14 protein-coding genes are annotated in these 11,590 nt (G+C 75.3%); all 14 read left to right on the top strand.

The window, feature by feature from the left end; translation table 11 throughout:
* Positions 1 to 223 precede the first annotated feature (223 nt).
* The 14 genes from ACFQ8E_RS03440 (at position 224) to ACFQ8E_RS03375 (ending at position 11,579) form a co-directional block, all read left to right on the top strand.
* The gene (locus ACFQ8E_RS03440) at positions 224 to 667 is read left to right on the top strand and encodes a hypothetical protein (RefSeq protein WP_430549178.1); all 444 of its coding nucleotides are present in this window, start codon (positions 224 to 226) and stop codon (positions 665 to 667) included.
* A complete protein-coding gene (locus ACFQ8E_RS03435; RefSeq protein WP_430549177.1) occupies positions 664 to 2,274 on the top strand; it encodes a multicopper oxidase family protein in 1,611 nt (536 codons plus the stop codon). The genes ACFQ8E_RS03440 and ACFQ8E_RS03435 overlap by 4 nt, the downstream gene beginning before the upstream one ends.
* A 17-nt stretch (positions 2,275 to 2,291) precedes the next feature.
* On the top strand, positions 2,292 to 3,203 hold the full coding sequence (locus ACFQ8E_RS03430) for an arginase family protein (protein WP_430549176.1): 912 nt from the start codon (positions 2,292 to 2,294) through the stop codon (positions 3,201 to 3,203).
* A 51-nt stretch (positions 3,204 to 3,254) separates the two neighbouring features.
* Positions 3,255 to 3,827, top strand: coding sequence for a GNAT family N-acetyltransferase (locus ACFQ8E_RS03425; protein ID WP_430549175.1), 573 nt, complete (start codon positions 3,255 to 3,257; stop codon positions 3,825 to 3,827).
* Positions 3,828 to 3,879: 52 nt separating this feature from the next.
* The gene (locus tag ACFQ8E_RS03420; protein ID WP_430549174.1) at positions 3,880 to 4,326 is read left to right on the top strand and encodes a helix-turn-helix transcriptional regulator; all 447 of its coding nucleotides are present in this window, start codon (positions 3,880 to 3,882) and stop codon (positions 4,324 to 4,326) included.
* A 14-nt stretch (positions 4,327 to 4,340) separates the two neighbouring features.
* Positions 4,341 to 4,751 (top strand): VOC family protein, encoded by a 411-nt coding sequence (locus ACFQ8E_RS03415; RefSeq protein WP_429763216.1) that lies wholly within the window; start codon positions 4,341 to 4,343, stop codon positions 4,749 to 4,751.
* Positions 4,752 to 4,756: 5 nt separating this feature from the next.
* On the top strand, positions 4,757 to 5,221 hold the full coding sequence (locus ACFQ8E_RS03410) for a nitroreductase family deazaflavin-dependent oxidoreductase (protein WP_430549173.1): 465 nt from the start codon (positions 4,757 to 4,759) through the stop codon (positions 5,219 to 5,221).
* A gap of 73 nt (positions 5,222 to 5,294) precedes the next feature.
* Positions 5,295 to 5,729, top strand: a complete 435-nt coding sequence (locus ACFQ8E_RS03405) for a YdeI/OmpD-associated family protein (protein ID WP_430549172.1) — start codon at positions 5,295 to 5,297, stop codon at positions 5,727 to 5,729.
* Between the two features lie 39 nt (positions 5,730 to 5,768).
* Positions 5,769 to 6,356: an MOSC domain-containing protein gene (locus ACFQ8E_RS03400; protein WP_430549171.1), complete on the top strand. Its 588-nt coding sequence runs from the start codon at positions 5,769 to 5,771 to the stop codon at positions 6,354 to 6,356.
* A gap of 67 nt (positions 6,357 to 6,423) precedes the next feature.
* The gene (locus tag ACFQ8E_RS03395; RefSeq protein ID WP_430549170.1) at positions 6,424 to 8,826 is read left to right on the top strand and encodes an ATP-binding cassette domain-containing protein; all 2,403 of its coding nucleotides are present in this window, start codon (positions 6,424 to 6,426) and stop codon (positions 8,824 to 8,826) included.
* A 24-nt stretch (positions 8,827 to 8,850) separates the two neighbouring features.
* The gene (locus ACFQ8E_RS03390) at positions 8,851 to 9,630 is read left to right on the top strand and encodes an SDR family NAD(P)-dependent oxidoreductase (protein WP_430549169.1); all 780 of its coding nucleotides are present in this window, start codon (positions 8,851 to 8,853) and stop codon (positions 9,628 to 9,630) included.
* Between the two features lie 57 nt (positions 9,631 to 9,687).
* Positions 9,688 to 9,972 carry a DUF6412 domain-containing protein gene (locus ACFQ8E_RS03385; RefSeq protein WP_430549168.1) on the top strand — a complete coding sequence of 95 codons (285 nt, stop codon included), beginning with the start codon at positions 9,688 to 9,690 and terminating at the stop codon, positions 9,970 to 9,972.
* Positions 9,973 to 10,105: 133 nt separating this feature from the next.
* Positions 10,106 to 10,894 carry a YidC/Oxa1 family membrane protein insertase gene (locus ACFQ8E_RS03380; protein ID WP_430549167.1) on the top strand — a complete coding sequence of 263 codons (789 nt, stop codon included), beginning with the start codon at positions 10,106 to 10,108 and terminating at the stop codon, positions 10,892 to 10,894.
* A 4-nt stretch (positions 10,895 to 10,898) separates the two neighbouring features.
* Positions 10,899 to 11,579 (top strand): helix-turn-helix domain-containing protein, encoded by a 681-nt coding sequence (locus ACFQ8E_RS03375; protein WP_430549166.1) that lies wholly within the window; start codon positions 10,899 to 10,901, stop codon positions 11,577 to 11,579.
* Positions 11,580 to 11,590 lie beyond the last annotated feature (11 nt).

Here is an 11,590-nt window from a genome sequence, read left to right as displayed (position 1 = left end):
TTCGCGTCTTGTCCCCCCCCCCTTCCTCCGCCCCCCCGGGGTGGGTGCGCTCAATGGGGTTTTAAACCTTTTGGGTGGTGGAATCCCGTCCGATAACGGTGTCAACCGCCTGTTCGGCGGAGGGCGGTCCGGGTCGGGTCAGGGTCGGTGTCGCCCGGGAGCGACAGCGGGAGACGCCCGCGGGCCGATGTGGTGACCCCGGCCCGGCGGCGAGGGTCGGGGCATGAGCTCGAACCAGCCTTCTCCCCAGTCCCGTCCACAACCCCTGACGCCGCCGGCGCGCGTCCGCGACGGCATCTCCTGGCCGCTCGTCGCCGGGCTCGCGTCGATGGCGCTGCTCTGGCCGCTCACCGGGCTCACGGGCCTCGGCGGCACGGGCGCGCCGCGCGCGCTCGGCATCGTCGCGCTCACCGCCGTCGTGTGGATCGGGGTGGTCGGGTTCGGCCGCGTGCCCCGGCCGGTCGCGACCCTGACCCTGACGGGCCTCGCCTTCGGCGTCGTCGCCCTGCTCGTCTCGACCCTGTTCGGCGGCATGTCGGTCGGGTTCGGCGACGAGGGCGCCCCGGCCTGGACGGCGCTCCCCGCCCTCGCGATGGACGCCGGCTGGGGCGCGCTCGCGGGCGTCGTCGCGCTCGGCGTCCAGAAGGCCCGCGGCGGCGCCCGATGACGACGCCGGCACGACGACCGACGCGCCGCGCGGTGCTGCGCGCGGCGGCGCTCGCCGCCGTCGTCCCCCTGGTGGCCTCGGGGTGCGGCGCGATCCCCGGCTCCGTGACGCCGGTGGACGAGCCGGCGTTCGACCGCGCGCTGCCGGTCCCGCCGCTCGCGGAGTCCGACGTGGTGGACGGCGTGCGGACGTTCCGCCTCACCGCGCAGGAGGGCACGACCGAGCTGCTGCCCGGCACCCGGACCCCGACCTGGGGCTTCGACGGGCCGTACCTCGGCCCCACGCTCCGGGCGGAGCGGGGCGAGAAGGTGGCCGTCGAGGTGACCAACGACCTCGACGTCACGACCTCCGTGCACTGGCACGGCATGCACCTGCCCGCCGCGATGGACGGCGGCCCGCACCAGCCCGTGGAGCCGGGCGCCACGTGGCGGCCCACCTGGCGGATCGACCAGCCCGCCGCGACGCTCTGGTACCACCCGCACCCGCACGGCGAGACGGAGGAGCACGTGTACCGCGGCCTGGCCGGGCTGTTCCTGCTCGACGACGACGCGTCGCGGGCCGCCGACCTGCCGCAGGAGTACGGCGTCGACGACGTCCCCGTCGTCGTGCAGGACAAGGTGCTCGACGACGCCGGGCGGCTCGTGCTGGAGGACGACGGCGGCGAGCCGGGCACGCTCGGCGGCACGGTCGTGACGAACGGCGTCGCGGGGGCGTACCAGCAGGTCACGACCGAGCGGGTGCGGCTGCGGCTGCTCAACGGGTCGACCGCCCGCACGTACTCCCTCGGGTTCGCGGACCGGGGGATGGACCTCGTCGCGACGGACGGCGGGCTCCTCGACGCCCCGGTGCGCCTCGACCGGGTGCGGCTCGCCCCGGGCGAGCGGGCGGAGGTGGTGGTCGCGATGTCGCCGGGCGAGACGACGCGGCTGCGCTCCGCGGAGACGGACCTGGGCAGCGTCGCCGCGCCGTTCGCGATGGGCGGCAACGACGCGTTCGACGTGCTGGAGCTGCGTGCCGCGGACGAGCTCGCGCCCTCGCCGGTGCCGTCGTGGGGGCCGTCGGAGCACGCCGCCGAGGACGCGCTGCACGAGGAGGACGCGACCGTGACCCGCACGTTCGACCTCGACGAGCGCACCATCAACGGCGAGCGCATGGACGCCGGGCGCATCGACGAGGTCGCGACCGTCGGCAGCACCGAGGTGTGGGAGGTGCGCAACACCATCCCCATGCCGCACAGCTTCCACGTGCACGACGTGCAGTTCCGCGTCCTCACGGTCGACGGCCAGGCGCCGCCGCCCGAGCTCGCGGGCCCGAAGGACACCGTCTACCTGGAGCCGCGCCGCACCTACCGGCTGCTGATGCGGTTCGAGGACTACACGGACGACGTGCTGCCGTACATGTACCACTGCCACATGCTGCTGCACGAGGACGAGGGGATGATGGGCCAGCTCCTCGTCGTCGAGCCGGGGTCCGACGCCCGTCCCGGGCCGTCGGCGGCGCTGTCGGGTCGCGACGGCGGGCACGACGGCGGGCACGACGCCTCCGGTCCGGTGGTGGGCGACGGGTACGGGCCGCGGGGCGCGGCCGCGGGGCACGAGCACGGGTGACGTGCCACGCTGGCCGCGTGATCGCGCTGCTGTCGGCCCCGACGAACCTCGGCCTGCGCCCGCCGGCCCCGGGCAGGGCGCCGGGCACCTGGCGCGCGCCGGAGGCGCTGCGCGCGGCGGGCCTGCACCGGCGCCTGGAGGCGGCGGGGGCCGTCGACGCGGGCGTCGTCGAGCCGGCCCCGTACGTGGACGACGACGGCCGCCGCCCGCCCGGCACGATCCGCAACCAGGCGGCGGTCGTCGACCACGCGCGGCGTCTCGCGCGGCGGGTCGTGGAGCTGGTCGACGGCGGGCGGGCGCCGCTGGTGCTCGGCGGCGACTGCAGCCTGCTCGTCGGCGCCGGCCTCGCGCTGCGCTCGGCCGGGCCGGCACGGGGCGGCGGGCTGGTCCACGTGGACGGCCACACCGACTTCCGGCACCCGGGCAACAGCGACGCCTGGGGCAGCCTGGCGGGGGAGGACCTCGCGGCCGCGGTCGGGCTGCACGTGCCGGAGGTCGCGGACGTCGACGGGCTCGGGCCGTACGTCGACCCGGCCCGTGCGGTGCACGTGGGGTGCCGGGGCGACGACGAGCACGCCGCCGAGGCGCGCGGGCTGCTGGCCGGCGTCGTCCCGGCCGCGGAGGTGGTCGACGCGGGCGGGGCGGCGGTCGCGGACCGGGTGCTGGCGGTCGACGGGATGCGGGACGGGTTCTGGCTCCAGCTCGACGTGGACGTGCTCGACCCGGCGTGGATGCCCGCCGTCGACAGCCCGGACCCCGGCGGGCTCGACCCGGACCAGCTCGTCGAGCTGCTGCGGCCGCTCGCCCCGTGGGCGGTGGGCGCGTCCGTCACGGTCTTCGACCCCGAGCTGGACCCGGACGGACGGTACGCCGCCACCGTCGCGGACGTCGTCGTGCGCGGCCTGGGCGCCCTGGGTTCGCGTCGCTGAGCAGCGCGAACGGGCTGGCGCACCGGTCGACGACGGTGCCAGGATCGCCGCATGCCCACCCTCCTGCCCGTGACGTTCGCGCCGTTCTCCGCCCCCGAGCAGCCGGCGCTGGAGGTACCCGCCGTGGGCGCCCGGCTGCGGCCGTGGCGGCCCGAGGACGCCCCGGCGGTGCGCGCCGTGTACGCCGACGACGCGATCCAGCGGTGGCACGTCCGCGTCCTGGGGTCGGACGACGAGGCGCGCGAGGTGCTCGACGGCTGGCGCGCCGGCTGGGCCGACGGGCGTGAGTCGAGCTGGGCGGTGGCGGACGCCGCCGCCGACGCCGTCGTCCTGGGCCGCATGGTCGTCAAGACGTTCGACCCGCACGGCGTGGGCGTCGTCGCGTACTGGACGGCCCCGGCGGCGCGCGGACGCGGGGTCGCGCCCGCCGCGCTCGACGTCGCCGCCGCGTGGGCGTTCGAGGCGGGCTTCCACCGGCTCGAGCTGGTGCACTCGATGGACAACGCGCCGTCGTGCCGTGTGGCCGAGAAGGCGGGGTTCGAGGCCGAGGGCGTGCTGCGGCAGTCCGTGCGGCACCTCGACGGCTGGCACGACATGCACGTGCACGCCCGGGTGGCGGGCTGACGCCCGCGGCGGACGCCGGGCGGGCGTGGGTGGGTCGTGGAAGCATCGCACCGTGACCAGCAGCGACGCGGACCGCCTGCGCGACCTCGCGCTGCTGCGTCGTGTGCGCGACCGGATGGACCGGGAGTTCGCGCAGCCGCTGGACGTCGAGGCGCTGGCCCGGGGCGTGCACATGTCGGCCGGGCACCTGAGCCGGCAGTTCAAGGCCGCGTTCGGGGAGTCGCCCTACAGCTACCTCATGACGCGGCGCATCGAGCGGGCGATGACGCTGCTGCGCCGGGGCGACCTGAGCGTCACCGAGGTGTGCTTCGAGGTGGGGTCGTCGTCGCTCGGCACGTTCAGCACGCGGTTCACGGAGCTGGTGGGGATGGCCCCCAGCGAGTACGCGCGGCGGGCCCGGTCGTCGGCGGCGGGGGAGCTGCCGTCGTGCGTCACGAAGCAGGCGACCCGACCGGTCAGGAATCGAGAAGCGCCGGCCGTGGACCTCCACCTAGCGTGAATTCCATGAGCGACATCGACATCACCATCCACACGACCTTCCTTCCGCACACCGACCCGGAGGCCTCCCTGGGCTTCTACCGCGACCTGCTCGGCTTCGAGCTGGTCCAGGACGTCGGGCAGGGCGAGATGCGCTGGCTGACGTTCGTCTCGCCGGCTCAGCCCGAGACCCGCCTCGTCCTCAACCCGCCCGCCGCCGACCCCGGCATCACCGAGGACGAGCAGCGCACCATCCGCGAGCTCATGGCCAAGGGCAGCTACCAGTCGATCATCCTCGGCACCAAGGACCTCGACGGCGTCTTCGCCAAGCTCCAGGCCGCCGACGCCGAGGTGGTCTCCGAGCCCACCGAGCAGCCGTGGGGCGTGCGCGACTGCGCGTTCCGCGACCCCGCGGGCAACATGGTCCGCATCGACCAGGTCGGGTGAGCGCCGTGACCCAGCAGACGACGAAGCGCCCGAAGGGCACCCCTGGACCGCTGTCCCTGTGGATCCAGCGGCAGGCCAACGCCAGCACCGCCAAGAAGATCCGCCGCAAGGGCGGGCAGATGATGGGCATGGAGCTGCTGGTCCTGCACACCGTCGGCCGCCGCACCGGCGAGGCCCGCGAGAACCCGCTGGCCTGGTTCGACGACGGCGCGGGCGGCCGGCTGGTCGTCGCGTCGGGCGGAGGCAGCCGGCACCCCGGCTGGTTCGCGAACCTCGTCGCGCACCCGGAGCGGGTCGCCGTCGAGCTGCACGGCACCGGGACCACCCCGGTGACCGCGCACGTCCTCGACGACGTCGAGCGCGCCCGGGCGTGGCCGGCGATCGCGGCGGCCGCGCCGACCATCGACAAGCACCAGAGCAAGAGCGACCGGCAGTACCCGGTCGTCCGCCTCGTCCCGGCCGGCGCCTGACGTGTGCGTCCCCGGGATCCCCCGCCTCACCCGGACGACCACCACCCGGGCCGACGGCAGCGAAGGAGTGGCCATGAGGTTCCGTGCCGTCGTCGAGCCCGCCCAGAAGATGCAGGGTCTGGAGGTGCCGCCGGAGGTCGTCGAGGCCCTCGGCGGCGGCGCCCGGCCACCGGTGACGATCACGGTGAACGGTCACACGTGGCGCAGCCGGGTCGCGATCATGCGGGGCCGGCACCTGCTCGGCCTGAGCCGGGCGAACCGGGAGGCCGCGGGCCTCGAGGTCGGCGCCGACGTGGAGGTCGAGCTGGCGCTCGACACCGCGCCGCGCGTCGTCGTCGAGCCCGACGACCTCGCCCGGGCGCTCGACGCCGACCCTGTTGCCCGTACGGCGTACGATGCCCTTCCGCCGGGCCGCCGGCGCCGCCTCGTGCTCGACGTCGACGGGGCCAAGCAGGCCTCGACACGCGCCCGCCGCATCGACAAGGCTCTTGCCGAGCTGCACGCCTGAGCCGCGCCGCACGACCCACCGACCGAAGGAGATCTCCCGGTGACCGTCACGGACCCCGCGACCGCCGCCACGACGTCGACCCGCCCCGCGGCGGGTCGGGTCGACGCCGTGCACGCGAGCCGCGACCACGGCTTCAGCAAGCCGACCGTCGACCGGGTCGTGCTGGTCGAGGGCGTCGGGGTGGAGGGCGACGCCCACGCCGGGGTCACCGTGCAGCACCGCAGCCGGGTCGCCGCCGACCCGTCGCAGCCGAACCTGCGTCAGGTGCACCTCATCCACGGTGAGCTCTTCGACCGGCTCGCCGCCGCCGGCCACGCCGTGGCCCCCGGGGACCTGGGGGAGAACGTCACCACCCGCGGGATCGACCTGCTGGCACTGCCCGTGGGCACCCGGCTGACGATCGGGGCAGCCGTCGTGACCGTCACCGGGCTGCGCAACCCCTGCCGGCAGATCGACGACTTCCAGCCCGGCCTGCTCAAGCAGGTGCTGCACCGCGGGGCCGACGGCGGGGTCGAGCGGCTCGCCGGGGTGATGGGGATCGTGTCGCGCGGCGGCACGGTCCGCCCCGGGGACGCGATCGGCGTCGAGCTGCCCGCCCCGCCGCACCTGCCGCTCACCCGCGTGTGACCCCACCCGAGGACAGCACGAGCACATCCACGGCGCACCCGAGCCGCCACGACCGAAGGAGCCCCCGGTGACCGCCACCGAGTCCCGCGCAGAGTCCCCCGCCACGACGTCCTCGTACGCCGCCGACGCGCACGACGTCATCCGCGTGCAGGGCGCCCGCGAGAACAACCTGCGCGCCGTGGACGTCGAGATCCCCAAGCGCCGCCTCTCCGTGTTCACGGGGGTGTCGGGCTCGGGCAAGAGCTCGCTGGTGTTCGCGACCATCGCCGCCGAGTCGCGGCGGCTCATCGACGAGACCTACTCGACGTTCGTGCAGGGCTTCATGCCGTCGCTGCCGCGCCCGGACGTCGACGTCCTGGAGGGCATCACCACCGCGATCCTGGTGGACCAGGAGCGGATGGGCGCCAACGTGCGGTCCACGGTCGGCACGGTCACCGACGCGAACGCCATGCTGCGCAACCTGTTCAGCCGCGTCGGCGAGCCGTACGTGGGCCCGCCGACGGCGTTCTCCTTCAACATCCCGACCTCGACGGCGAGCGGCGTGTTCAGCACGGGCAAGGCCGGGGGCGAGGTCGAGAAGAAGGTCGTGCGCAACCAGGTGTACCTGGGCGGCATGTGCCCAGAGTGCGAGGGCCGCGGCACCGTCTCCGACCTGGACCTGTCCGTCATCGTCGACGAGTCGCTGTCCCTGCGCGACGGCGCGATCCTCGTGCCCGGCTACAAGGCCGACGGCTGGATGGTGAAGGGCTTCTCGGAGTCGGGCTTCGTCGACGGCGACAAGCCGGTGCGCGACTACACGGAGGCCGAGCGGCACGACTTCCTCTACCGGGAGAAGGGCAAGGTCAAGGCGCTCGGGATGAACATGACCTACCAGGGCCTCATCCCCAAGCTGCGCGAGTCGCTGTTCAGCAAGGCGCCCGAGTCGCTGCAGCCGCACCTCCGGGCGTTCGTCGAGCGGGCCGCGGTCTTCGTGCCCTGCCCCTCCTGCGACGGCACCCGCCTCAACGAGTCCGCCCGGTCGGCGAAGGTCAACGGCGCCGGCATCGCCGACGTGTGCCGTATGCAGATCACCGACGCGGCCGAGTGGGCGCGGGGGATCGACGACCCGGGCGTCGCGCCCCTGGTCGGCGCCCTGCTGCACCTGTTCGACAAGTTCGTCGAGATCGGGCTGGGCTACCTGTCGCTCGAGCGGCCCGCGGGCACCCTGTCCGGCGGCGAGGCGCAGCGCACCAAGATGATCCGGCACCTCGGATCCGCGCTCACGGACGTCACCTACGTCTTCGACGAGCCGACCGTCGGCCTGCACCCGCACGACATCGAGCGGATGAACGGCCTGCTCCTGGAGCTGCGCGACAAGGGCAACACGGTGCTCGTCGTCGAGCACAAGCCGGAGGCGATCGCGATCGCCGACCACGTGATCGACCTCGGCCCGGGCGCCGGCACGGACGGCGGCACCATCTGCTTCGAGGGCACGCTCGAAGGCCTGCGCGCGAGCGGCACCCTCACGGGCCGGCACCTGGACGACCGGGTCAGCGTCAAGGAGTCGGTCCGGGAGCCGTCGGGCGCGCTGGAGATCCGCGGCGCGTCGCAGAACAACCTGCGCGACGTCGACGTCGACGTCCCGACCGGCGTCCTGACGGTGGTCACGGGCGTCGCGGGCTCCGGCAAGAGCTCGCTGATCCACGGCAACCTCGCCGGTCGCGAGGGCGTGGTCGTCGTCGACCAGGGCGCGATCAAGGGTTCGCGGCGCTCCAACCCCGCCACGTACACCGGGCTGCTGGAGCCGATCCGCAAGGCGTTCGCCAAGGCGAACGGCGTGAAGCCGGCGCTGTTCAGCGCGAACTCCGAGGGCGCGTGCCCCACCTGCAAGGGCAACGGCCGCATCTACACCGAGCTCGGCTTCATGGAGACCGTCGAGACGCCCTGCGAGGACTGCGGCGGCAAGCGGTTCATGGCGTCGGTGCTGGAGTACACCCTCGGCGGCAAGAACATCGCCGACGTGCTCGACCTGTCCGTCGCGCAGGCGCACGCCTTCTTCCGCGAGGGGGAGGCGAAGATCCCCGCCGCGCACAAGATCCTGGCCCACCTGGAGGACGTCGGGCTCGGGTACGTGAAGCTCGGCCAGCCCCTCAACACGCTGTCCGGCGGCGAGCGGCAGCGGCTCAAGCTCGCCATGCACATGGGCGAGAAGGGCGGCACGTACATCCTCGACGAGCCCACCACCGGCCTGCACCTGGCCGACGTGGCGAACCTGCTCGGCCTCCTCGACCGGCTCGTCGACGCCGGCAAGACCGTCATCGTCATCGAGCACCACCAGGCCGTCATGGCGCACGCCGACCGGATCATCGACCTCGGCCCCGGCGCCGGGCACGACGGCGGCACGGTCGTCTTCGAGGGCACGCCCGCCGACCTCGTGGCCGCCCGCTCCACCGTGACCGGCGAGCACCTCGCGGACTACGTCGGCGCCTGAGCCGGGACGGCGGGAGGGACGAGGATGGACCGCTTCGCGGGGCGCGTCGCGCTCGTGACGGGGGCCGCGCACGGCATCGGCGCCGCCGTCGTCCGCCGCCTGTCCGCCGAGAGGGCGACGGTGGTGCTGGCCGACGTCGACACGGCCGCGGCCGAGGAGACGGCGGTGGCCCTCGGGCCCGACGCGCGCGGGCGCACGCTCGTCGTGCCCTGCGACCTCACGGACCCGGCGTCCGTCGACGCGGCCGTGGCCGCCGCCGTCGCGCGGTGGGGCCGCCTCGACGCGCTGGTCAACGTGGCGGGCGGGGCGCTGCCGCACCCGGACCAGCTCGACGGCGGCACCGACGCCGACTGGGCGGCCACGGTCGACCTCAATCTCGCCGGGCCGGCGCGCGTCGTGCGCGCCGCCGCGCCGCACCTGACCCGGCCGGGCGGCGCCGTCGTGCTGGTCGGGTCGGTCAACGGCCTCGCGGCGTTCGGCGGCGACGCCTACTCGGCCGCGAAGGCGGGGCTGGGGGTGCTGGCGAAGAACCTCGCCGTGCGGCTCGGGCCCGACGGGGTGCGCGTGAACGTCGTCGCGCCCGCCACCGTCCGCACCCGCGTCTGGGACGACCAGGGCGGCCCCGACCGCCTCGCGCCGATGTACCCGCTCGGCCGCGTGGGCGAGCCGGAGGACGTGGCCGCCGCCGTCGCGTTCCTCGCGTCCGACGACGCCGCGTGGGTCACGGGCGTCACCCTGCCCGTGGACGGCGGCGTGCTCGCGGGGCCGCTCGCGACGTTCGGCCGCCTCGCCGACGAGACCTGAGGGCGCGCGCTATCGTGACGGGACGGCCTCAGGACCAGGACCACGAGGGGAGACGACGTGGGTGACGCCCTGCTCGTGCTGGCGCGCGACGTGTCGTCGTCCCTCGCGGTCCTGCTCGGCACGCCGACGCTGACGACCCTGCTCCTCCTGGTCGGTGCCGCCGGCCTGGCCGCGATGGCGCTGAGCTTCGTGGCTCGCGCGACGGCGGTCGGACCGCGTCTGCTGCCCGTGACCGCGCCGGTGGTGCGGCGCGACGGCGAGCTGCCGCCGCTGGTCACCCAGAGCGATCCCCACGCCCCCGGCCGCCCGCGGCCCCGGGCTCCCGGCGTCCTCGCCGGCTGAGCTCCCCCCGGGCCATCCCCTGACCGTCCTCGCCGGGACGGCTCGACGTCGCGCGCCACGCGCGGCGACCCCGCGCGCCCGCGGGGTGCTCGGCGAACGCGAACCCTTTCCGTTCGACCGAGGACGCACCCCCATGGATCTCTTCGCCCTGCCCCCTGTCGCCGCCGTGCTCGGTGGCGCGTACCACGCCCTGATGGGCCTGTCCCACCTGCTCGAACCTGCCCTCGGCGCCGGAGCCGCGGCGGCCGCCGTCGTCGCCGTGACGCTCGTCGTGCGGGCGGCCCTCGTCCCCGTCGGGGTCTCGCAGGCGCGTGCCGAGCGCACGCGGGTGCGCCTGGCGCCCCGCGTCGCCGAGCTCCGACGCCGGCACCGCAAGGACCCCGAGGCGCTCCAGCGCGCCACGATGCAGCTCTACGCCGACGAGGGCACCACGCCCCTGGCCGGTTGCCTGCGGCTGCTGCTGCAGGCCCCGGTGGTCGGGGTGATCTACGCGGTGTTCGTCCACGCGGAGATCGCCGGCGGGGCCAACGCCCTGCTGGGCCACACGCTGTTCGGGGTGCCGCTCGGCAGCAGCCTCGTCGGAGTGCTCTCGGGTGGAGCGCCGGGCGTCGCCGCGGTCGTCGTCCTCGGCGCGCTCGTGCTCGCCGTCGCGCTCGTGGGCGAGCTGACGCGGCGCGCCGCGCTGCCCGGCGGCCCGCTCGCCGTGCCCTCGGCGACCCCGGCGCCGGTGGGGGCGCTGGGGATGCAGCGCGCGCTCGGCGCGCTGCAGTTCGTCACCGCCGCCGTCGCCTGCGTCGTCCCGCTCGCCGCGGGGCTGTACCTCCTGGTGACGGTGGCGTGGACCCTGGTCCAGCGGATCCTGCTGCGGCGTCGCTTCCCGCTCGACCCCGCGGCCCCGGGCGGGGGACCGGCGATACCGTGACGTCATGTGGCTCGAACGGCCGGGTTCGACCCCTGCGGTGCGCACGGTGTGGCGCGCGACCGTGGAGGAGCAGGGGGAGTACCTCGTCGCGGGCTCGGAGTACTGGGGCATCTCCTTCATCCGCCGCGCCGACGGGAGCCTCGGCGGCGAGCTCGACGGGCCGAGCCTGAGCGCCCGCAGCACGACGAGCGTCGTGGGGGAGAGCTACTGGGGCGTGGAGCTGGCGCCGTTCGTGGTGGTCGCGGGCCTCGACAAGCAGCCGGTGCTGGGGGCCACCATCGACCTGCCGGTGCGCTCCGGGCAGGTCCGGCTCGGGGAGCGGTGGACGACGCTGCCGGCCTTCGACGAGCTCGAGGACTGGGTGGACGAGATGGTGCGGCTCGGCCCGCTGGGCGTGGACGACGGCGTGCGCGCGGCGCTCGACGGGCAGCGGGACGGCGCGTCGCCGCGCACCTGGCAGCGCCGCTACCGGCGCACCGTCGGGCTGACGGCGGGGCAGGTGGAGCAGGTCAGACGGGCCGAGCGGGCGTACGCCCTCCTGCAGGGCGGCGTCGCGCCGGCGGAGGCGGCGGCGCGGGCCGGGTTCGCCGACCAGGCGCACCTGACCCGCAGCCTGCGCCTCATCCGCGGGCGGACCCCGGCGGCGGTGCTCGCGGCCGCCGCCCGCCGCCGACCCTCCGGGTGACGTTCTCGTTC

The organism is Isoptericola sp. NPDC056573 (assembly GCF_042793335.1).
Taxonomy (GTDB): domain Bacteria; phylum Actinomycetota; class Actinomycetes; order Actinomycetales; family Cellulomonadaceae; genus Isoptericola.
Note: the sequence above shows the minus strand (reverse complement) of the source record. Positions and strands in the feature narration are given on the sequence as shown.

What these genes read in the sequence shown, in the direction of transcription:
- ACFQ8E_RS03440 (WP_430549178.1), top strand. Translation starts at nt 224, where the DNA reads ATGAGCTCGAACCAGCCTTCTCCCCAGTCCCGTCCACAACCCCTGACG.
- ACFQ8E_RS03405 (WP_430549172.1), top strand. Translation starts at nt 5,295, where the DNA reads ATGAGGTTCCGTGCCGTCGTCGAGCCCGCCCAGAAGATGCAGGGTCTG.
- ACFQ8E_RS03390 (WP_430549169.1), top strand. Translation starts at nt 8,851, where the DNA reads ATGGACCGCTTCGCGGGGCGCGTCGCGCTCGTGACGGGGGCCGCGCAC.
- ACFQ8E_RS03380 (WP_430549167.1), top strand. Translation starts at nt 10,106, where the DNA reads ATGGATCTCTTCGCCCTGCCCCCTGTCGCCGCCGTGCTCGGTGGCGCG.
- ACFQ8E_RS03435 (WP_430549177.1), top strand. Translation starts at nt 664, where the DNA reads ATGACGACGCCGGCACGACGACCGACGCGCCGCGCGGTGCTGCGCGCG.
- ACFQ8E_RS03425 (WP_430549175.1), top strand. Translation starts at nt 3,255, where the DNA reads ATGCCCACCCTCCTGCCCGTGACGTTCGCGCCGTTCTCCGCCCCCGAG.
- ACFQ8E_RS03375 (WP_430549166.1), top strand. Translation starts at nt 10,899, where the DNA reads ATGTGGCTCGAACGGCCGGGTTCGACCCCTGCGGTGCGCACGGTGTGG.